This window comes from Embleya sp. NPDC050493 (assembly GCF_044458105.1).
Lineage (GTDB): Bacteria > Actinomycetota > Actinomycetes > Streptomycetales > Streptomycetaceae > Embleya.
Genome location: NZ_JBITHP010000013.1, coordinates 235,078 through 255,287 on the forward strand (window position 1 = coordinate 235,078; position 20,210 = coordinate 255,287).

Annotated in this window: 18 protein-coding genes; 11 read left to right on the plus strand and 7 right to left on the minus strand. The window is 70.9% G+C overall.

Features of this window, described 5'->3' with window-relative positions; all coding sequences use genetic code 11:
* The first annotated feature begins 82 nt into the window (after positions 1-82).
* Both ACIBM5_RS25125 and ACIBM5_RS25130 read left to right on the plus strand, forming a co-directional pair.
* Positions 83-628, plus strand: a complete 546-nt coding sequence (locus tag ACIBM5_RS25125) for a GNAT family N-acetyltransferase (protein WP_396008876.1) — start codon at positions 83-85, stop codon at positions 626-628.
* A 74-nt stretch (positions 629-702) separates the two neighbouring features.
* On the plus strand, positions 703-1,134 hold the full coding sequence (locus ACIBM5_RS25130) for a nuclear transport factor 2 family protein (protein WP_396008877.1): 432 nt from the start codon (positions 703-705) through the stop codon (positions 1,132-1,134).
* 174 nt (positions 1,135-1,308) lie between these two features.
* On the opposite strand, the gene ACIBM5_RS25135 is transcribed toward ACIBM5_RS25130, so the two are convergent.
* Entirely contained in the window at positions 1,309-1,779 is a 471-nt protein-coding gene (locus tag ACIBM5_RS25135) for a MarR family winged helix-turn-helix transcriptional regulator (protein ID WP_396008878.1), read from the minus strand.
* 143 nt (positions 1,780-1,922) lie between these two features.
* Between ACIBM5_RS25135 and ACIBM5_RS25140 the strand changes: the two genes are divergently transcribed.
* From ACIBM5_RS25140 to ACIBM5_RS25160, 5 genes are all read left to right on the plus strand, one after another.
* Positions 1,923-2,648: a YitT family protein gene (locus ACIBM5_RS25140; RefSeq protein ID WP_396008879.1), complete on the plus strand. Its 726-nt coding sequence runs from the start codon at positions 1,923-1,925 to the stop codon at positions 2,646-2,648.
* Positions 2,534-2,947 (plus strand): PPOX class F420-dependent oxidoreductase, encoded by a 414-nt coding sequence (locus ACIBM5_RS25145; protein ID WP_396008880.1) that lies wholly within the window; start codon positions 2,534-2,536, stop codon positions 2,945-2,947. Before ACIBM5_RS25140 ends, ACIBM5_RS25145 begins: the two co-directional genes overlap by 115 nt.
* Before the next feature lie 277 nt (positions 2,948-3,224).
* Positions 3,225-4,694: an SDR family NAD(P)-dependent oxidoreductase gene (locus tag ACIBM5_RS25150; protein ID WP_391587681.1), complete on the plus strand. Its 1,470-nt coding sequence runs from the start codon at positions 3,225-3,227 to the stop codon at positions 4,692-4,694.
* Between the two features lie 255 nt (positions 4,695-4,949).
* Positions 4,950-5,561, plus strand: a complete 612-nt coding sequence (locus ACIBM5_RS25155) for a hypothetical protein (RefSeq protein WP_396008881.1) — start codon at positions 4,950-4,952, stop codon at positions 5,559-5,561.
* 266 nt (positions 5,562-5,827) lie between these two features.
* Entirely contained in the window at positions 5,828-7,303 is a 1,476-nt protein-coding gene (locus tag ACIBM5_RS25160; protein WP_396008882.1) for a CHRD domain-containing protein, read from the plus strand.
* Between the two features lie 110 nt (positions 7,304-7,413).
* On the opposite strand, the gene ACIBM5_RS25165 is transcribed toward ACIBM5_RS25160, so the two are convergent.
* The gene (locus ACIBM5_RS25165) at positions 7,414-8,433 is read right to left on the minus strand and encodes an NADP-dependent oxidoreductase (protein ID WP_396008883.1); all 1,020 of its coding nucleotides are present in this window, start codon (positions 8,431-8,433) and stop codon (positions 7,414-7,416) included.
* Between the two features lie 153 nt (positions 8,434-8,586).
* Positions 8,587-10,131, minus strand: a complete 1,545-nt coding sequence (locus ACIBM5_RS25170) for an MFS transporter (RefSeq protein WP_396008884.1) — start codon at positions 10,129-10,131, stop codon at positions 8,587-8,589.
* 211 nt (positions 10,132-10,342) lie between these two features.
* On the opposite strand from ACIBM5_RS25170, the gene ACIBM5_RS25175 reads away from it, so the two are divergent.
* Complete coding sequence (locus ACIBM5_RS25175; protein WP_396008885.1) at positions 10,343-10,831, plus strand: MarR family winged helix-turn-helix transcriptional regulator; 489 nt, start codon at positions 10,343-10,345, stop codon at positions 10,829-10,831.
* A gap of 150 nt (positions 10,832-10,981) precedes the next feature.
* On the opposite strand, the gene ACIBM5_RS25180 is transcribed toward ACIBM5_RS25175, so the two are convergent.
* Positions 10,982-11,752, minus strand: a complete 771-nt coding sequence (locus tag ACIBM5_RS25180) for a TetR/AcrR family transcriptional regulator (RefSeq protein ID WP_396008886.1) — start codon at positions 11,750-11,752, stop codon at positions 10,982-10,984.
* A 132-nt stretch (positions 11,753-11,884) separates the two neighbouring features.
* Between ACIBM5_RS25180 and ACIBM5_RS25185 the strand changes: the two genes are divergently transcribed.
* Complete coding sequence (locus ACIBM5_RS25185) at positions 11,885-13,360, plus strand: MFS transporter (protein WP_396008887.1); 1,476 nt, start codon at positions 11,885-11,887, stop codon at positions 13,358-13,360.
* 43 nt (positions 13,361-13,403) lie between these two features.
* On the opposite strand, the gene ACIBM5_RS25190 is transcribed toward ACIBM5_RS25185, so the two are convergent.
* Complete coding sequence (locus ACIBM5_RS25190; RefSeq protein WP_396008888.1) at positions 13,404-14,042, minus strand: TetR/AcrR family transcriptional regulator; 639 nt, start codon at positions 14,040-14,042, stop codon at positions 13,404-13,406.
* Positions 14,043-14,172: 130 nt separating this feature from the next.
* Between ACIBM5_RS25190 and ACIBM5_RS25195 the strand changes: the two genes are divergently transcribed.
* A complete protein-coding gene (locus ACIBM5_RS25195; protein WP_396008889.1) occupies positions 14,173-15,951 on the plus strand; it encodes a CDGSH iron-sulfur domain-containing protein in 1,779 nt (592 codons plus the stop codon).
* Positions 15,952-16,153: 202 nt separating this feature from the next.
* Entirely contained in the window at positions 16,154-17,032 is an 879-nt protein-coding gene (locus ACIBM5_RS25200) for an SAM-dependent methyltransferase (protein ID WP_391587671.1), read from the plus strand.
* Positions 17,033-17,095: 63 nt separating this feature from the next.
* On the opposite strand, the gene ACIBM5_RS25205 is transcribed toward ACIBM5_RS25200, so the two are convergent.
* Positions 17,096-18,448: a lysine N(6)-hydroxylase/L-ornithine N(5)-oxygenase family protein gene (locus ACIBM5_RS25205; RefSeq protein WP_396008890.1), complete on the minus strand. Its 1,353-nt coding sequence runs from the start codon at positions 18,446-18,448 to the stop codon at positions 17,096-17,098.
* 613 nt (positions 18,449-19,061) lie between these two features.
* Positions 19,062-19,664 carry an LmbU family transcriptional regulator gene (locus tag ACIBM5_RS25210; protein WP_391587669.1) on the minus strand — a complete coding sequence of 201 codons (603 nt, stop codon included), beginning with the start codon at positions 19,662-19,664 and terminating at the stop codon, positions 19,062-19,064.
* Positions 19,665-20,210 lie beyond the last annotated feature (546 nt).

Here is a 20,210-nt window from a genome sequence, read left to right on the forward strand (position 1 = left end):
TTCATCAGGGCGTCGGAGCGTGGGCGTGCGCGGGGCGGGGGAAGATCCGCCCGGGGGCCGATGACCTCTACCTGGAGGAAGCGTGGCTACCGAGATCGAGCGGACCCATCACCGGGGCGGCGACCTCGACGAGATCCGGCAGGTGCTGCTCGACGTCTACGCGGAGGTGTACGCGGCCGATCTGGACCGCCCCTTCCACTCGGTGCACAGCTTCGCGGAGCGGTTGGCCGGCTACGCCGCCGCACCGGGCTTCGAGTGCGTGGTGGGCTGGAGCCGGGACGTCCCCGTAGGCTACGCGTTCGGCTACACACTCCAGGCCGGTGCGCGCTGGTGGATCGGACTGACCGATCCGGTACCCGCGGTGGACATCGAGGAGGACGGTCGGCGCACGTTCGCGCTCAACGAGCTGATGGTCCGCGAACCGTGGCGCGGTTCGGGCGCGGCCCGCACCATTCACGACACGCTGCTGGCGGCCCGGACCGAGCAGCGGGTGACCCTGCTGGTGGATCCGACCCACCCGAGGGTGCTGGCGCTCTACGAGCGGTGGGGCTACCGGGTGCTCGGCGACCTGCGTCCGGCCTGGCCGGACGCGCCGCTGCTCACCGCGCTGCTGCTCGACCGGAGCTGACCCCGCGCCGAGAAGCCTGCCACCGAGAAGCTTGCCTCTGTTTAGTTTCGGCGCCCGTGCGTAGGGTGCGCGCCATGAGTGACGCGACCGCGAACAAGCGGCTGATCGAGCAGTTCTGGCAGGACCTGTACGCCCGCGACTTCGCCAAGGTCGCGGCCTATTTCGCCGCCGACGGCCACTACACGGACGTCGCTGCGCCCGGACCCGGCGCGACCGGGCCGGCCGCCGTCGAGGCCCGGTTGCGGCTGGGCCTGGAGATGCTCACCGGCTACATCCATCACCACAGGAGCACCGTCGCGGAAGGCGATCTGGTGGTCACCGAACACGCGGAGGAGTGGCACTGGGAGAGCGGCGAGCAGGTGGTCCTGCCGTTCGTGTCGATCCACGAGTTCCGGGACGGGAAGATCGTGCGCTGGCACGACTACTGGGACTTCGGCACGCTGATGAACGCCGCGCCGCAGTGGTGGCTCGAACACGTCGCCAAGGGTTACGCGCAGGGCGCCTGACGGGCGTCGCCCGCGCCGGGGAGATCGGGTCGCGCGGCAACACGGTCACCGTCGAGGCATTCCCGGGCGGAGGCCGTCTCCCGCGCGCCGCCCACGCCCTCGGTCGCGGGCGGCTCGCGCCCGTGCGGGCCGCGGGTGGGCGTCCCGGGTGCCGGCGGGCGTCCGGGCCGCGGGTCAGGTGCGGGGTTCGATGCGCTCGACCACGGTGTCGGCGATCTGCTCCAGCATCGCGATCTGCTCCGCGCTGAGCAGGTCGATCAGGTTCCGTCGGACCGAGGCGACGTGCCGCGGCGCGGCCTCCTCGATCACCCGCAGTCCCTCGGCGGTCAGCACGACCTCGGCGCCGCGCCCGTCCCGCGCGCACTCCTCGCGCCGGACCAGGCCGCGCTGCTGCATGCGCTTGACGTGGTGCGACATCCGGCTCTGCGACCACAACATGCGCTCCGCCAACTCGCCCAGCCTGCGCCGATGTCCGGCCGCCTCGGAGAGTTCGGACAGCACGTCGTAGTCGGGATCGGACAGACCCGAGTCGACGGCCAGATCACGAGCCACCCGGGTGTCCACGAGCAGCCGCAATCGGCGATATCCCCGCCACGCGCGCTGCTGCCCCGGGTCGAGCCAGGGTGTCTCCTCGATACGGGCCATGGCCGCCAATCTAGCAGCTACTTGACATGTCATGTACCTGCCCGGGACGATCTACATGACACATCAACTACTTCCGCCGACTCGACGTCCCCGATGTCCGTGACGTCGGCGCCGGCGGTGTGCCCAGGAAGGCCGGATGCTCCGTGAGCACACTCGATCGCCTGCCGAATCGCTTGGTCCGGCTGTTTCTCGGCCTGGCCCTGTTCGGTGTCGGCATCGCGCTGATGGTGCGGGCACGGCTGGGCCTGGACGCCTGGAACGTGCTGCACGAAGGCGTCGCGGAGCGCACCGGGCTGCCGTTCGGGCGGATCGTGATCGGCACCGCCGTCCTGGTGCTGCTGTTGTGGATCCCGCTGCGGCAACGACCCGGGATCGGCACGATCGCCAACGTCGTGGTGGTCGGCCTGGTGGTGGACGCGCTGCTGGGGCTGCTGCCGGCGCCGGAGAACCTGCCGGTGCGGGCGGCGCTGCTGGTCGCCGGCGTCCTGGTGACCGCGATCGCCACCGGGTTGTACATCGGCGCCGGCCTGGGCCCGGGCCCGCGCGACGGGCTGATGACCGGGTGGGCCGCCCGCGGCCATTCGATCCGGGTGGGCCGCACCGTGATCGAGGCGAGCGTCCTGCTGGCGGGTGTGCTGCTGGGCGGGACGGTCGGCATCGGCACGGTCGTGTTCACCCTCTCCATCGGGCCACTGGCCCACTGGTTCCTGCCCCGGCTGACGCTGAGGCCCGTAACGAAGGCGAGCCCGCACCCATGGACACGGAACTCCTCGGCACCGACCGACGCGGCGTCCTCACCACCCTCAAGCGGGACGGCCGCCCCCAGCTCTCCCCGGTCTCCTACCTCTGGGAGCCGGACCGCCGGTTGATCCGCATCTCGGCCACCGCGGACCGGGCCAAGACCCGCAACCTGGCCCGCGACCCGCGCGCGAGCTTCCTGGTCACCGCTCCCGACTACGCCGGCTACCTGGTCGCCGAGGGCCTCGCCGAGATCGGCGCCGAATGCCGCTCCCCCGACGATCCGACGGCCGACGAACTGGTCGAGGTCTACCGCCGGATCGTCGGCGAGCACCCGGACTGGACCGAGTACCGCGCCGTGATGGCCGCGGAGCACCGCGTCGTCATCCGCATCACCGTCGAGCGCACCTACGGCTGGTCCCGCACCTGAGCCACGCCCGAGAACGTCGCGCCCCCGGGCCACACGGGGGGTCCGGGGGCGCGACTCGCGCGGTCGAGGGGTCCGCGCCGACGCGCCGGCACCGCGCGGGGCCGGCAAGCCGTGGCGCGCGCCGCCCGCACCGGCGCCGTGGCGGTGCGTGATGCGCGAGTGCCCGAACGCCGGCGCACCCGGGCCCGCGGGCGCGGGAATTGGTCCAGGTCCCGGCACGACGTAGAGTTTCGCCGGGGTTTTGTGGTGGCGGCGAACACAGGAAACGGCAACGGCGATGACAGCGAGTAGCGAGATTCAGGCGGACACGAGCGTGGCGGAGGGGATCGACCCCGCGCGTATGGAGCTGTGCCTGAGCGTGCTCGCCGAGGTCGAGGACCTGGACGTCGAGCACCCGGACGCGGTGCGGATCCGGCGGGCCACCGCCGCCATCTACAAGAGCGTCAAGGAGCGGCGGCGCAAGGAGCGCCGGGACCGGGTGATCGCCAACGACGAGGCGGTCACCGCCGCCACCGCGACGGGCGCGCCGGGGCGGATCGACGACGAGACGCTGGGCATCGCCCTGACCACGGTCACCACGACCGAGATCGCCGGCGTGCTCGAACGCGCCCGGGCCTGCTACATCTGCAAGAAGCGCTACCGCGAGGTGGACGCCTTCTACCACCAGCTGTGTCCCGAGTGCGCCGCCGAGAACCGGGCCCGCCGCGACCAGCGCACCGACCTGACCGGGCGCCGCGCCCTGCTCACCGGCGGCCGGGCCAAGATCGGCATGTACATCGCACTGCGGCTGCTCCGCGACGGCGCGCACACCACGATCACCACCCGCTTTCCCAACGACGCGATCCGCCGGTTCGCCGCGATGCCGGACAGCGCGGACTGGCTGCACCGGCTCAAGATCGCCGGGATAGACCTGCGCGACCCGGCCCAGGTGGTCGCCCTGGCCGACTCGGTGGCCGAGGCCGGGCCGTTGGACATCCTGATCAACAACGCCGCACAGACGGTCCGCCGGACCCCGCAGGCGTACGCCGCGTTGGCCGCCGCCGAGGCCGCGCCGCTGCCGGCCGGCGAGTTGCCGGAGATGGTCTCGTTCGGCCACATCGGCGGCAGCGGCCACGTGTTGCTGCCCGGCCAGTCCCGCTCGGAGGACCAGGCGCTGACCCCGCAGGCGCTCACCGCGCTCGCGCTGACCAGCGGCTCGGCCTCGCCGGCCCGGATCGAGACCGGCACCGCGATCGACGCGGGCGGCCTGGTGCCCGACCTGGACCCGGTGAACAGCTGGACGCAGCGGGTGCACGAGGTGGACCCGGTGGAACTGCTCGAAGTGCAACTGTGCAACGTGACCGCGCCGTTCGTCCTGGTCAGCCGGCTGCGCCCGGCGATGGCCGCGGCCAAGGCCCGCCGCAAGTACGTGGTCAACGTGTCCGCGATGGAGGGCCAGTTCAGCCGCGGCTACAAGGGCCCGGGCCACCCGCACACCAACATGGCCAAGGCCGCGCTGAACATGCTGACCCGCACCAGCGCCGAGGAGATGCTCTCCGACGGCATCCTGATGACGGCCGTGGACACCGGCTGGATCACCGACGAGCGCCCGCACCCGCAGAAGATGCGGCTCGCCGACGAGGGCTTCCACGCGCCGCTCGACCTGGTCGACGGCGCCGCGCGGGTGTACGACCCGATCGTGCGCGGCGAGGCCGGCGAGGACCTGTACGGCTGCTTCCTCAAGGACTACGCACCGGCCGCCTGGTAGGCCGCCCACCTGCACTTTCCGGCCCCGGCGAAGGTTTTCGCCGGGGCCGGTTCGGATTCGGTCGGCAATCCTCGAAAAAAACTTTCGGCGACGTTGAACCCTCTTCGACCCCTCCCCCGTACTGCTGGATGTCGACGCGCAACAAGGCTCGCGCAACGACCGGCACCAGCACCGGCCGACTCGGGAACGGGACCCAAAACCCGTCTCCCGTAACGCCGTTCGTCAAAACCATCGATCATCTCCCGGGGGTTCACCATGCCTGTTTTCAGCACCCGCAGCATCGCCGCAGTCGCCGTCGCCGGCGCGCTCGGCCTGGGTCTGTCCGCCTGTGGCAGCGACTCGAAGGACGACGGCAAGGCCGCCGACGCCACCACGCAGCAGTCCCGGCCCGCGCAGACCACGCCCGGCACACCCGCCGCACCCGGCCAGAGCGCGAACGGCACGGCGGGCAAGGCCGTGCTGAAGGCCGGCACCGACGCCAAGCTCGGTGCGATCGTCACCGACGACGCCGGCTTCACCCTGTACCGCTTCGACAAGGACACCGCCAAGCCGGCCAAGTCGAACTGCGACGGCGACTGCCTCGTGAAGTGGCCCGCGGTCACCACCACCGGCGGTGTGACGGTCAACGGCGTCGAGCAGTCCGCGGTCGGCAGCGTCACCCGCGGCGACGGCAGCACCCAGGTCACCATCGGCGGCTGGCCGGTCTACCGGTTCGCAGCCGACGCCAAGCCCGGTGACACCAAGGGCCAGGGCGTGAACGGCACTTGGTTCGCGGTGACCCCCGACGGCAAGAAGGCCGGCGCCGCGGCGAGCACGGCGCCGCAGACCGACAAGCCCTCGACCGGCAGCGGCGGTTACGGCAACTGATCGACCCGAGCACCGACGGCCCGCCCGCGCCGTCGATGCCGACCCGACCGTGGGGCACGTCGATCGAGACGCCGTCCCGGCCGGCGCCATCCCGGTCAACCGCCGGGCGGCACGGCCGAGTTACCGAGCCACACCGCAGGTAACCCGCAGCACCGCAGTACCCGGCACCACCACCGGCCCGCGCGCCCCCGCGCCATCGACGCGGACGAGGCCCGGCCCTTCCAGGCACACGAATTCACCGACCCATGTCCTCGGGGAGACACGTCATGTCCGTACGCAGGTACACGCTGCCCACCATCGCCCTCGCCGCCGGTCTCGCGTTGACCGTCACCGGTTGCTCGTCCTCGGACACCAAGTCCGGTACCACGAAGACCGATTCGGTCAACGTGGCCAGGGGCGCCAACGACCCCGGCTCGCCCGGCGGCGAACACGGCTCGGAGCACGGCACCGAACACGGCTCCGAGCACGGCGGCGCGGTCCCCGCCTCCGACCGCACCACCACCGGCGCGGCCGAGCCCGCGACCGGCGAGGAGACCTTCTTCGCCGCGGGCCTGTCCGGCGCGAACGAGGTCCCCGGCGGCAATGCGGCGGTCGGCGACAAGGACGGCAAGGGCACCGCGCTGGTCCGGATCAAGGGCGACCAGGTGACCTTCGGGATCCGCTGGGAGGGCATCGGCGCGCCGACCGCGGCCCACCTGCACCTGGGCGGCAAGGGCAGGAACGGCGAGGTGAAGGTGCCGTTCTTCGCATCGGTGCTGCCCGGTACCGCGAACGCGGTCACCGGGAGCGTCAAGGTCACCGATGCCGCGCTGCTGGAGAAGATCAAGGCCGACCCGGCGAGCCTGTACTTCAACGTGCACACCGGCGAGTTCCCCGGCGGCGCCATCCGCGGGCAGTTGGTCGGGCTCGCCCGTCCGGTCGACGTGAACAGCGTGCTCAAGAACGGCACCCTGCCCGCCGAGGCGACGGGCAAGCAAGAAGTGCCGAACGCCGAGGGCAAGAAGACCGGCGACCCGAACGGCCGCGCCGACACCTCGGTGCGCCCGTGGGGCAACTGCATCGACTGGTCGTTCAGTTGGACCGGTGTGGCCCCACCCACGCTGGGCCACCTGCACAAGGCGGCGGCCGGCAGCAACGGCGACGTGGTCGCCCCGCTGTTCGACGCGCGGGGCGGGTTGCCGCAGTCGGTGACCGGCCTGGCGGGCACCGTGGAGGGGATCGACCCGGCCGTGGTCGAGCGGATCGACGCGACGCCCGCGAACTACTACACCAACCTGCACACGGGCGAGTTCCCGGGCGGCGCGGTGCGCGGGCAGCTGGAGCGGAAGGTGACCCCGAAGTCGCCGGCGTTGAACCTGTCGGTGGTCGCCGGCAAGCAGATCTACCAATGCACGACCAAGGACGGCGTCACCGCGTTCACCCAGCTCGACGTGGCGGCCAAGCTTCAGGGCGACCTCAAGCACAGCTTCGTGAATCCGACGGCCGGGCCGCCGCAGTGGATCGCTCCGGACGGCAGCGCGGTGACCGGTGCGGTGGCGACCAGGTTGCCCAACGGTGACGGCAACATCCCCGAGTTGGTGCTGAACGCGACCCGGACCGGCAAGCCGGGGCTGCTCTCTGCGACCATCCAGGTGTTGCGGCTGAACACGCAGGGCGGCGTGGCGCCGGCCGGCACGTGCGACCCGGCGAGCCGGCCCACTGCCGAGGTGCCCTACCAGGCCGACTATCTGTTCCTCGGCTGACCCGAACTCCCGCTTCGGCGGCCCGGGTTGCCATTTCCGGAAAGGCCCCGAGGGGCCGCGCGTCCACCCCCACGCGCGGCCCCTCGGCAGGTCCGGATCGGTTCGCCGCATCACTCCGGCAGGGCGACGACCATCTTCCCGGTGTTCTCCCCGCGCAACATGCCCAGGAGCGCGTCGAGGTTGTTCTCGATCCCCTCGACCACCGTCTCGCGGTACTTGAGCCTGCCCTCGCGCAGCCAACCGCCGACCTCGGCGAGGAACTCGTCGCGCCTGCCGAAGTGGTCGATCACGATGAAGCCCTGGAGCCGCAGCCGCTTCCCGATCGACAGCGCCAGGTTGCGCGGCGCGGGGGTCGGCTCGGTGGCGTTGTACTGCGCGATCGCGCCGCACATCGCGACCCGCCCGTGCGTGTGCAGCGCGCCGATCGCGGCCTCCAGGTGCTCGCCGCCGACGTTGTCGAAGTACACGTCGATGCCGTCGGGCGCGGCCTTGCCGAGCTGCTCGGCGACCGGGCCGTCCTTGTAGTTGAACGCCGCGTCGAAGCCGTACTCGTCCACGAGCAGCGCGACCTTGTCCGCCGAACCGGCGCTGCCGATCACACGCGAGGCGCCCTTGAGCCGGGCGATCTGGCCGACCTGGCTGCCCACCGCGCCGGCCGCGCCGGAGACGAACACCGCGTCGCCGGGCCGGAACGAGGCGACGTCGAGCAGGCCCGCCCACGCGGTCATGCCCGGCATGCCCAGGACGCCCAGGTAGGCGGACAGCGGCGCGAGGTCGGGGTCGACCTTGAGCGCGCCCGCCCCCTTGCCGTCGACCACGGAGTACTCGCGCCAGCCGAGCCAGTGCTGCACTGCGTCGCCGACCTCGAAGCCGGCCGCCCGGGATGCGACGACCCGGCCGACCGCACCGCCCTCCATGGGCTTGTTCAGCTCGAACGGCGGGGTGTACGACTTGACGTCGTTCATCCGGCCGCGCATCGCGGGGTCCACCGACAGGAACAGGTTGCGGATCAACATCTGCCCGTCGGCGAGTTCCGGGATCTCGACCTCGCGCAGGGCGAAGTCCTCCTCCTTCGGCCAGCCCTTGGGACGGGCCAGGATGTGCCATTCGCGGCTGGTGGTGGGGGTCATCGGAGGTGGCCTTTCTCGACGGTGGGAGTGGGTCGGGAGGCGGGGCGTCGGTGCGGCGGTTCGTCTGTCGGTGTGGCTGTCCGTCCATCCGGGTGGCGACTCGTCCGTCCGTCCCGGTGACGGCCTGTCCGTCGGCGTGCGGCGGTTCGTCCGTCAGGCGTCCACGGACTGCCGGTCCTGCGGTACCGGGACGGCCACGGGTTCGGCCCTGGCGGGTACCCGCTTCAGGCCCGCCAACGCCACCCCGACGACCAGGAGCAGCATCACGCCGGCGATCACGAAGCTCAGCGTGAACCGGCTCTCGGCCGGGATCGGCGGGACGCCGGCAGGCAGGTCCGGAACGGACTTGGAGGCGAGCAGCGAGGTGATCACGGCGCTGGCGATCGAGCTGCCGACGCTGCGCGAGATGGAGTTGATGCCGTTGGCGATGCCGGTCTGGTGGTGCGGCACGTTGGCCACGATCAGCGCGGGCATCGCCGCGTACCCGAAGGAGATCGCGATGCCGGTGAGCATGCCCGCGAGGATCACCGACGCGGACGCGCCGTGGCCGAAGGCGAGCCACGCGAAGCCGGCGATACCCACCACCGAGCCGATCGCCAGGGTCACCCGGGCGCCGATCCTGCCCACCAGGACGCCGCCCAGCGGGGCCGCGAGCAGCGAGATCAACGCGCCCGGGAGCAGGTATTCGACCGAGGCCCGCAGTACCGACGCGGTGAATCCGTAGCCGGCCACCCGCTCCGGCATCTGGACCAGGTAGGAGATGCCGATGAACTGGCTGAACGCGGCGAAGCCGACGAACAGGCCGGCCAGGTTGGTCAGCAGGACCGGGCGGTGTACGAACATCCGCAGGTCCACCAGCGGGTCGGTGACCCGGCGCTCGACCCGGACCCATACGCCCGCCATCAGCACGGACCCGACGAAGGCGCCGATGGTCCGGCCGGATGCCCAGCCCCATTCGTGGCCCTGCGAGATGCCCAGGAGCAGCAGTACCAGGAACAGGCCGAGGGTGGCCGCGCCGAGCAGATCGATCCGGCCGCCCGCCTTGGTGCGACTGGCCGGCACTCGCAGGATCACCGCGAGCAGGGCGACGGCGGACAGGAGCGCGGAGAACCAGAAGACCAGATGGTAGTTCGGGTCGTCGCCGCGGGTGAGCAGTCCGGTGGCCACCAGCGAGAGCCCGCTGCCGAACGCGAGCGTGCCGCTGATCAGCGACATCGCACCGGGCAGCTTCTCCACCGGGAGTTCCTCGCGGATGATCGACAGCGCGAGCGGGAAGATCGCGGTCGCCGCGCCCTGGAGCACCCGGCCCAGGATCAGCAGCGGCAGCGAGGACGTGACCGCGGCCAGCACGGAGCCGGCGATCATCACGATCAGTACGCCGATCAGCGTCGGCTTCTTGCCGTGCTGGTCGCCGAAGCGGCCGAGCAGCGGGGTGAACACCGCCGCGGACAGCAGCGTCGCGGTGGTCACCCAGCCGACGCCGGCGGGTGTGGTGCCCAGCTCCTGCTGGAGCAGCCCCAGGATCGGGATGACCTGGGTCTGCGCCATCGCGACGACCATGGCGGCCAGACCCAGGGCGAGGATCAGCGGGGCACCGGATCGTCGCTTGTCGGCGGAGGCGGAGGCGGTGGCGGAACCGGGGCCGGAATCAGGGCCGGTACCGCTGCCGATGCCCTTGCCGGGCGGGGTGGGGCTCACGGGGTGCTCTTCCTGGGAGGGGGACTTCGAGCGGGGCTCGGGACGGAGACTTCGGGCGGCTTCGGACGGCTTCGGGCGGCGAGGTGAAGCTTGCCGGCATCGATGGTTGAAGCCTTCAAGTAATACGCCGGATCCGACCGTAGACACTCGGAAATTGCTACGTCAAGTTCAAAGGTTGAAGTCCTCAACCTTTTTGCGTTAACTTGGATCCATGAGCAGCACCGCGGACACCGACGCCCCCACCTCCGACACCACGGCCGGCGACGTCGATCCCACCGCCCCGAGCACGGCCGAGATCATGGACGCCATGGCCGCCGTGGGGACCGCGTACTTCCACGACTTCGCCGCCGTGGTCAGCCGGCACGGCCTCACCTCGGTGCAGGCCAAGACGCTCTCCCTGCTCCGCCGTCCGCTGCCGATGCGCGGACTCGCCGACCGCCTGGTGTGCGACGCCTCGAACGTCACCGGCATCGTGGACCGGCTCGAATCGCGCGGCCTGGTCCGTCGCGAGCCCGACCCCCAGGACCGCCGGGTCAAGAACGTGGTGGCCACCGACGAGGGCCACGCCACGATCCGGCGCATCCGCAGCGAGATGAAGACCACGCGCGCCGCACTCGACGCCCTCACCCCCGACGAGCGCCTGACCCTGTTCGCCCTGCTCGCCCGCCTGCGCCCGACCATGGAGGCCCCGCACTCCTGACCGCCGCCCGGGCCTTGGTCGTCACCGCCCGGCTGCGGCGACAGGCGCTCGCCCGATCCCGGTCCGCGTGGCTCTCGTCCCGGATCCCGCGTGCACCGCCCGACCCCGACCGACGCCGGCCGCCGAGTCGGCGGCGGCGCGCTGTTCGGGTCAGGGTCGGGGGATGTCGGCCAGGCCGCGAATGAAGACGTCCAGGCCGAATTCGACCCGGGCCATCCGGCCGCCGCTGGTCATGTGCGGCTTCAGCGCGGTCAGGGTCGGGAAGCGGTCCCGCGGTAGCGCCTCGATGACCTCGCCGAGATAGGCCTGGGCCATCGCCATCGGATCCTCGCCGTGCTCGGACCGGGACAGGTGCAGCGCGGCCTCGTAGACATCGGCCGAGATGTAGAGCTGAAGCACGTCCAGCACCCACGCGCTGGCCTGCTCGGGGACACCGCCGCCGCGCATGACGGCCAGCAGCCCTTCGCTGATCCGCAACGCATTGGGCCCGGAGGGGATCGCCGCCAGCACCGCCCGGCCCAGGTCCTTGTGCGCGGCCAGCACCGCCCGGAAGCCCAGCACGACCTCCTTGAGTTGGGCCTGCCAGCGCTCGGGGTCCGGCACCGGGATCACCACGTCGCCGAGCACGTGGTCCAGCACGAGTTCGAGCAGTTCCTCCTTGCTCGACACGTGGACGTACAACGACGCCGGACCGGTGTCCAACTCGTCGGCGACCCGCCGCATGCTGACCGCTTCGAGCCCGCCCTCGTCCAGCACGGCCAGCGCCGCCCGGACGATCGACGCCCGGTTCAGCGGCGGGCGCACCGGTTTGGCCCGGCCCCGGCGCCACGGCGGCGTGGGCAGGTCCGGTACGTCGGCGCCCGCGTCGGTGGGCGGTCGGCCGGGGGTGACGCCGGGCCCGGTCCGCGACGTTCTCGCCATCTGTTGCCGTCCTGTTTCGATCGGGGGTTGCGAACAGCGTAGTTGACCCGAACACTGACTCCTGGAACGAACGGCGATCGTTACACCGAACGCGGATCGTTATTCACGAACACCATTCGTCGAGGGAGCGTCATGGACGTCAACACATTCGCGTCGGCGGCACCGCCGACCCCGGCCCCCGCGCCGGCCATGCCAGACCCCCGGCGGTGGGCGGCGCTCGCCGTGGTCCTGCTGGCCGAGACCATGGATCTGCTCGACGCGACCGTGGTCGGCGTGGCCGCGCCGTCGGTACGGGCGGATCTGGGCGGCGGTTCGACCGGCCTACAGTGGATCGCCGCGGCGTACACGCTGACCTTCGCCGTCGGCCTGATCACCGGCGGTCGGCTCGGCGACATCGTCGGCCGTCGCCGGATGTTCCTGATCGGACTCGGCGGCTTCACCGCGACCTCCGCGATGTGCGCGGGCGCGCCGTCGATCGGGCTGCTGATCGCCGCCCGCGCGGTGCAGGGCCTGTTCGCCGCGCTGACCATTCCGCAGACGTACTCCGTGGTGGTGTCGGTCTTCGCACCGACGGAACGCGGCAGGGCCTTCGGCCTGTTCGGCCCGGTGATGGCACTGGCCTCGGTGGGCGGCCCGATCGTGGCGGGCGCGCTGATCGAGGCGGATCCCGCGGGCGCCGGGTGGCGGGCGATCTTCCTGATCAACGTGCCGCTGGGCATCCTGGCCATCCTCGGCGCACTGCGCTACGTGCCCGAGTCGCGGGCGAAGCGGCGGCCCGGGCTCGACCCGATCGGTATGGCGCTGGTCTCGGCCGCGCTGCTGCTGCTGGTGTATCCGCTCGTCCAGGGGCGCGAATCGGGGTGGCCCGCTTGGACGTTCGCCTCGATGGCAGGCGCCCTGCCGGTCCTGGCGGCCTTCGCGTGGTGGCAACGGCGGATCGCGCGGGCGGGCGGGGCACCGCTGGTGGTCCCGAGCCTGCTCGCCAAACGTGCGTTCTCCGGCAGCCTGCTGGTCGGCCTGGTGTTCTTCGCCGCGATGAACGGACTGATCCTGGTGTTCGGCCTGTTCCTCCAGATCGGCCTGGGTTGGTCGGCCATCCATGCCGGCCTGGCGAGCACCCCGATCGCCCTGGGCGTGGTGCTCGGCGCGGTGGCCGCGGGCGCGGTACTGGTCCCCCGGTTCGGCCGTACCGTGCTGCACGCCGGCGCCGTGGTGATGGCCGCGGGCGTGGCCGCACTGTCCTTGACGCTGCGTCAGGTGGGCACCGGCGTCGACGCCGGGCAACTCGCGCCGGCCCTGCTGGTCGTCGGGATCGGCATGGGCCTGGTGCTCGCCCCGTTCTTCGACATCGCGCTGGCGAGCGTCGACGAGCACGAGACCGGCTCCGCGTCCGGTGTGCTGAACGCCAACCAGCAACTCGGCGCCACCCTGGGCGTCGCGGTCCTGGGCACCCTCTTCTTCGACGCCGCCGCGTCGGGCGGCGCGGATCGGGCCGACGCGTACACCGATGCACTGGAGCAGACCCTGTGGGTCGTCGTGGCCGCGCTCGCCCTCGTCCTGCTCGCCGCGTTCCTGCTGCCGCGCCGAGCGCGCGACGTGCAGGAGTAGCCCCGGGCGGCGCGGCCCGGGCGCACGCTCGATGTGCGGTCGGCTAACCGGCGTTCGCCGCCGGTCCCGGCTCGGGGGTCGGTGGCGTCCCGGGCGGGATCGTGCCGCCGAGGGCGCGCCAGATCAGCGATGCGGTGCGGTACGGCCAGTCGGCCGGGACCGGGGCGCCCGCGAGTTCGCGGCCGTACCAGGCGCCGGTGCACATCGGCAGGGCGATCTCCAGGTCGGCGTCGGGCGCGAGGTGGCCCTGGCGACGGGCCGACTCCAGGGTGGCCAGCAGGCGCGCCCGGCGCGGTGCGATCACCCGGGACCGGTAGCGGGAGCGCAGGTCCGGGTCGGTGGTGTCCTGGAGCATCGTGCCGACGAGGGAGAGGCGGCCGGGTTTGGAGACGCCGCGCTGGAAGTCGCTCAGCTCGGCCACCAGCGCGGTGAACGGATTGTCCGCGGCGAGGTCGGCGGGCTCCTCCTCGCCGAGCGCGGCGACCACCGCCGCGGCGAGTTCGGCCTTGCCGGGCCAACGGCGATACAGCGCCTGCCGAGTGGTGCCCGCCTCCTGCGCCACCGCCGCGAGCGACATCGCGGCGTAGCCGTCGCGGGCCAGATGGCGTCCGGCCACGGCCAGGATCCGGGCGTCGATCGCACTGTCCCGGGCGCGACCGGAACCGCGGCTGGCACTTTCCATTTCAATACACTCCTGTATTGTATTGCCCGGATGGCCTTGAGCGGCACCGCACCAAGACAGGGGTAGCGAGCGTGACCATCGTGTTCAACCGTCCCATCATCCCGTCGAGCCGACCCATCGGTTGCACGCCATGACCGGCACGTCCATCGAGGTCCGGCTGCGGGCAGTGCTGACTCGGGCCCGGGTTCTCGACCACGAACTGACCGGCCGGATGACCGACGCCGACGCGGCCGAGCCGCTGCGCGACACGGTGATCCGACCGTTGACCGAGGCACTGCTCGCGCTGGGCGGCGACCCCACCGGCCCGGAGCCGGCCCACCCCGTCGGCGCCGATCGGGATCCGGCGACGACGGTCCGCGAACTCGCCTCGGACGTCACCCGGTTGCGCGCCGAGATCGTCGGCGAACCACCGCCGGCCCTGCCCGAGGCCGCGGCGGCGCTACAGCATCTGGCCTGGCTGTTCGCCGACGACGACGCGAGCCGTGCCGCACTGGTGGCCGAAATCGAGGCGCTCCAGGCCGAGTTGCCCACCGGTATCCGGGTCGCGCCGGACGGCCCGTACCTGGTGACCAACGCGACCCACGTCACCGACCGGCTCGGCGAGCCGATCCCGGTGTTGCCGCAGACCGCGCTGTGCCGGTGCGGCGAGTCCGCCACCAAGCCGCTGTGCGACGGCAGCCACGCCCGGATCGGCTTCAGCGGCGCCAAGGATCCGGCCCGGGTGCCGGACGAACGGCACCACCATCCCGGCGATCCGGTCACGGTGACCGACAACCGCGGCCTGTGCGCACACTCGGGTCTGTGCACCGACCGGCTGTCCGCGGTCTTCCGGCAGCGGGAGGAGCCGTTCGTGGCGCCGTCCGGTGGCCGGATGGACGAGATCGTGCGAACCGTCCGGGCCTGCCCGTCCGGCGCCCTGGACTACCTGCTCGACGGGCGGCAACCACCGCCGCAGCAGCGCGAACCGGCGATCGAGGTGTCGCTGGACGGCCCGTACCGGGTCACCGGCGGGATCCCGCTGGCGGGCGCCGACGGCGAGCCGGAGCCGCGCGGGCCGGGCGCCCCGACCGAGCACTACAGCCTGTGCCGGTGCGGCCATTCGCGGAACAAGCCGTTCTGTAGCGGCATGCACTGGTACGTCGGTTTCGCCGACCCGCCGCCCTCCGCCGAACCCACCCTCTACGAATGGGCCGGCGGATTGCCCGCGCTGACCCGAATGACGCACATCTTCTACGACAAGTACGTCCCGCAGGACCCTTTGCTGGCCCCGCTGTTCGCCCGGATGGCACCCGATCACCCGGAGCGGGTGGCGGCCTGGCTGGTCGAGACGTTCGGCGGACCCAAGCTCTACACCGAGCGCTACGGCGGCTACGACCACATGGTCGGCGAGCACGCCGGCAAGGCGCTCGAGGAGGAATGGCGGGCCCGTTGGGCCCAGTTGATCAGCCTCGCCGCCGACGACGCGGGCCTGCCCAGGGACGCCGAGTTCCGCGCCGCGTTCGCCGGCTACGTCGAGTGGGGCTCGCGGATCGCGGTGGAGAACTCGCAGCCCGGCGCCCGCCCGCCGGCCCACATGCCGGTGCCCCGCTGGTGGTGGGTCTGCGGTGCCACTCCCGGCGCCCGGGTGTCCGCCCTGGCTCCGCCGCCGAACGAGGAGACGACCGACACGCCGCTGCCGGCCGCGGACGAGGCGATCGGCTTCGCCGCACACATCAAACCGCTGTTCCGGGACATGGACCGCAAGTCGATGAGCTTCATGTTCGACCTGTGGTCGCACTCCGACGTGAGCACGCATGCCGAGGCGATCCTGGCCCGGCTGCGCCAGGGCACCATGCCGTGCGACGGCGCCTGGCCGGCCGACCGGGTCGACGCGTTCGCCCGCTGGGTCGACGACGGCATGCCCGAGTAGCTCACCCATCATCGGCCGGCGGTCCGCACCACGGGGGCCGACCGCCGGCACCCACCTCGCCGACCGGCTCGATCCGGTTGGTTGCCCGGCGACTTCGGGTGTGTACCGATTCCTCGACAGCCGTTACGCGCCAACCCAAACCGCGAACGCCCGCAGTACGCTCGGCCAAGGTAGGAAATCGGTGGTGCGGAGGCATGCGAACGTGACATCCATACCGGCGCGGGACGCGGGGGACGGCGACGAGAAGGCGTGGCGGCTGCCTCGTCTCGACGAGGTCGAGAGTCGGTTGTCGCCTGCCCGAATCGACACGAGCATTCCGCACACCGCCCGGATCTACGACTATCTGCTGGGCGGCAAGAACAACTTCGCGGTCGACCGCGCGACGGCGGACGCCATCGTGGCCGCCATCCCCGACCTGCCGGTCACCCTCCAGCTCAATCGGCTCTTCCTGCGCCGCGCGGTGCGCTACGCCGCCCGTCGGGGCATCCGCCAGTTCCTGGACATCGGCACCGGCATCCCCACCTCGGGCAACACGCACGAGGTGGCACACGAGATCGCCCCCGACGCCCGGGTGGCGTACGTGGACAACGACCCGATCGTGCTGGTGCACGGACGGGCGCTGATGACCGACGCCGGACCCGGCCGGACCACCTTCACCCAGGCCGATCTGCGCTCGCCCGAGGACATCCTGTCCGCGCCCGAGGTGCTGGAGGTGATCGACTTCGGCGAGCCCGTCGCGCTGATGCTGGTCGCGATACTGCACTTCATCCGGGACGACGAGAAGCCGCACGAGATCGTCGCCCGGCTCCGCGACGCGCTTCCGGCCGGAAGCATGCTGCTGCTCTCGCACGCGTCCTTCGACGCCAACCCGAGCCAGGGCCGCATCGGCGCCGACGGATGGAAGAACGCCTCCGCGGAGATGACCATGCGCAGTCACGACGACATCCTGTCGATGTTCGCCGGCTTCGACCTGGTCGACCCGGGCCTGCGCACCCACTGGAACCCGGACGCGGAACCGGACCACCCGCTGGACACGGTGGAGAACGTCTGGGGCTACGGCGCGGTCGGCATCAAACCCTGACCCGCCGCGCTCGGGTACGGCCCGCCGGGGATACCGACGGGCCGTGGGCCCCGGATGGAGGGGTCACCCGGTCTCGCCGGCGACCACCGGCCGGAGCAACGGTTCCGCCGCCGGTTCGGCGCGCCGGCCGATGATGGATTCGGCGATCTCGCCGCTGCGGACGGCCAGGTTCGACAACAGCGAGGAAGTCAGACCGTGGGTGTGCTCGGTGCCGCCCTGGAGGTAGATGCCGCAGCTCAGTTCGGGAGCGGTGAGCAACCGGTAGTCGCGGGTGACCCGGTACCGGCCGCTCTCGTCGCGCAGGCAGTGCCGGTCGAGGTCGCCGAGCAGTGCGGTCGGCTCCATCGCGTCGTATCCGGTGGCGAACACGATCGCGTCCACGTCCAGTTCCCGCGTCTCGTCGGTCGGCAGGGACAGCACCGACACCCGCGTCTCGTCACCGGCCCGCTTGACCTGGTCGACCCTGGACAGGTTGAGGAAGCGCAACCGGTCGAGGCCGCGCACCTCTTCGTCGTACGAGCGCCGGTACAGGTCCCGGATCACCTCGTCGTCGACCACCGAGTAGTTGGTGTTCCGGTGGTAGTGCCAGAACGCCTCCCGGGAACGATCCGTCCCGAAGAAGTAGGTGTCCACCGCCCCCGGGTCGAAGATCTGGTTCGCGAAGGGGGTGTCGTCGGCGACGCAGTAGCCGTAGGACGGAATGATCGAGTAGACCTGCGCGTGCGGAAGTTCGTCGTACAGGTAACGGGTGATCTCGGCCGCGCTCTGGCCCGCGCCGACCACCGCCACGGTGTTCAGCTCGGACGGGTTCCTCCGGCTGTACCTGTCCAGGAACTCCGAGCTGTGCCAGACACGTTCGTCGCGCTGCACACCCTTGGGCATACGCGGCACCAGGCCGGTCGAGATCGCCACGTTGCGCGCGCCCACCACCCGGGTCGTGGAGCCGGTGCGGACCTCCAGTTCCACGTACGGCTCGGCCGCTCCGCCCTCGGTCGCGGCCGGCAGCCGGATCCCGGTGACCTCGGTGCCGTAGCGCACCCGGTCGGCGAAGCCGGCCGCCGCCCATTCCAGATACTGGTGGAATTCCTGGCGCGTCGGAAAGAAGTCCTGGTTGTTGACGAACTGCGTCAACCGACCCGATGCGTGCAGATACGACACGAAGCCGAACGGCGACACCGGATTGCGAAAGGTGGCCAGATCCTTCATGAAGGAAATCTGCATCGTCGTCGCGGGCAACAGCATATTGCGGTGCCAGCCGAACGAGGACTGTCGCTCGAAGAACATCGCCGACGGCCCCGACCGACTGCTGCCGGCACCCTCGGTTCGATACTCGTCCAACGCAATGGCCAGCGACAGATTGGACGGGCCGAAACCGATGCCCACCACGTCGTGGATTTCGCGTGCAAAAGTGCCCATAGAAAACTCTCCCGCTAGCGTGGCGGCGACCGGGACTTCCGTATCTTCGACGGGTCGGTCACGGAAACCAAGAAGAGGACCCTGGTCGGGGATCACGATGAACATCATCCGACGTGCCCATGCTCCCGCGTTTCTCGATCGGTCGTAAGAGGAACGCATTCGGTATTGCGTCGGGGGGCACCGCGGCTTCAATTTAGAGGGGGCCGGGCAAACCTTTCAAGGGATTCGGCCCGCAATACAAACGACCCACGCCGTCCTGCCGACAGGACAACGCTCCGGTCACCGGTACGGCTCACTCGCATCCGTACTCCGAACCGCCGACTTCTCTGCCGAAGCCGTGATGCCCGCGGCCGTCGCCGCGCCGGAATACCGAGAGAGGGTGAGTTCCGGATTATCGTTCCCACGCGCTATCGCGAGCCGGACGGTTCACGGCTGTTCGAATCGCTCCGCGGTTATCCGTCGGCGCTCCTGCCGCCGAACGGCGGCCGGGCCGGGCCGGAGCGGACCGAAGGGGCCCGCGCTCGCGAGCACGGGCCCCCGGGATCGTGCTGCGCCGAACCGCCTCGGACGGTTCGTTCGGCTCGATCACCCGTGTTTTTCCGATCACCTGCTGTCAGGCGTTGACGCTCGCCTGCTCCTCGACATCCTCCAGGGCCCGCTCCGCGGCATTGTCCAGCGTCGCGAGCACCCACTGCTCGAAGTCGATCCCCGATTGTTCCGCGGCCTTGTACCACCACTGGATACGGTCCCCCGGCAGCGCGAGCCGACGGGTCGCCTCGGCCTGGCGGACGTCCTGCCCCTCGGCCGCCGCCCGCACGTCGCGGATGGCGCCGCGTAACTGCTTGGTGGTCCAGTTCATCTCTTCGGCACGGTCCAGCCACAGTTCCTGTTCGGCAATGGGCAACGAGGCCAACTCGGCGTGATGCTGGAAACTCAGTGCCGATCGCCGACGATTGAACTCGAAACGTCGCGAGACCCATGCATAATTTCTCAGCGTCTGGTAGCTTAACCCAGCCGCGCGTATCCCACGCTGGTACAGGTCGGTATAGTGATCTTTCCCGTATACCAACCAGTCGCCGAGCCACCACGACGAAGAATCCAGGATTCCGGAGAGTTTGCGCCCGGCCTGCTCCCAGTCCTCGAAGGTCATGTCGGCAGGTATTTGCAAACCCACTTTCGTCGTGAGCAACCGGCCGTGATGCGGATGGTCCGCCATGCCTCTTCGCGGTCGGGGGAGGACCCCCGGGCCCGAGTGAAGCTGCGCCTCTCTCGCGCTTTCATGATTTCTGGTTTGACTGGTTTGATTCGCCACCATGCCTCCATGTGAGTGCACGTTCGAACAAGCGAATGTTGCGCAGATCATCCCCTCTGCGCAGCTCGTCGCCACGGGGAGCCCCGCCATGGGCGGTACACCGGACCCATCCGGTATGTATTCAGCCGACCGTCGACCCCACCGGCGCGACCGGGCGCGATTGACACCCTCCGATCGCTCCCGGCCGGATGGTCGACGGTCCGGGCTCCACGTGCGTACGACCGTGCCGCGCGGTCTGCGAGATCGCGCGGTCGGAAATGGCCGACATGTGTACGAATACGTGCATCAACGACTCGCCCCGTTCGCCTCTTCACAGATCCCCGTTGGCGTTGCGGCTACCGGCGTCACGCCCTGCCGGCGCCTGAAGATCCACATTCAATGTGGTTCTCTTCGACGGCCCACCCGAGTAGATCTCAGCGACTCCCGGAAATCAAGGAACCGACCACGGCT

Coding starts and splice junctions, on each gene's coding strand:
- ACIBM5_RS25190 (WP_396008888.1), bottom strand. CDS start 14,042: ATGGAAAGTGCCAGCCGCGGTTCCGGTCGCGCCCGGGACAGTGCGATC.
- ACIBM5_RS25160 (WP_396008882.1), top strand. CDS start 5,828: ATGTCCGTACGCAGGTACACGCTGCCCACCATCGCCCTCGCCGCCGGT.
- ACIBM5_RS25155 (WP_396008881.1), top strand. CDS start 4,950: ATGCCTGTTTTCAGCACCCGCAGCATCGCCGCAGTCGCCGTCGCCGGC.
- ACIBM5_RS25130 (WP_396008877.1), top strand. CDS start 703: ATGAGTGACGCGACCGCGAACAAGCGGCTGATCGAGCAGTTCTGGCAG.
- ACIBM5_RS25175 (WP_396008885.1), top strand. CDS start 10,343: ATGAGCAGCACCGCGGACACCGACGCCCCCACCTCCGACACCACGGCC.
- ACIBM5_RS25150 (WP_391587681.1), top strand. CDS start 3,225: ATGACAGCGAGTAGCGAGATTCAGGCGGACACGAGCGTGGCGGAGGGG.
- ACIBM5_RS25135 (WP_396008878.1), bottom strand. CDS start 1,779: ATGGCCCGTATCGAGGAGACACCCTGGCTCGACCCGGGGCAGCAGCGC.
- ACIBM5_RS25165 (WP_396008883.1), bottom strand. CDS start 8,433: ATGACCCCCACCACCAGCCGCGAATGGCACATCCTGGCCCGTCCCAAG.
- ACIBM5_RS25180 (WP_396008886.1), bottom strand. CDS start 11,752: ATGGCGAGAACGTCGCGGACCGGGCCCGGCGTCACCCCCGGCCGACCG.
- ACIBM5_RS25195 (WP_396008889.1), top strand. CDS start 14,173: ATGACCGGCACGTCCATCGAGGTCCGGCTGCGGGCAGTGCTGACTCGG.
- ACIBM5_RS25185 (WP_396008887.1), top strand. CDS start 11,885: ATGGACGTCAACACATTCGCGTCGGCGGCACCGCCGACCCCGGCCCCC.
- ACIBM5_RS25145 (WP_396008880.1), top strand. CDS start 2,534: ATGGACACGGAACTCCTCGGCACCGACCGACGCGGCGTCCTCACCACC.
- ACIBM5_RS25210 (WP_391587669.1), bottom strand. CDS start 19,664: ATGGCGGACCATCCGCATCACGGCCGGTTGCTCACGACGAAAGTGGGT.
- ACIBM5_RS25205 (WP_396008890.1), bottom strand. CDS start 18,448: ATGGGCACTTTTGCACGCGAAATCCACGACGTGGTGGGCATCGGTTTC.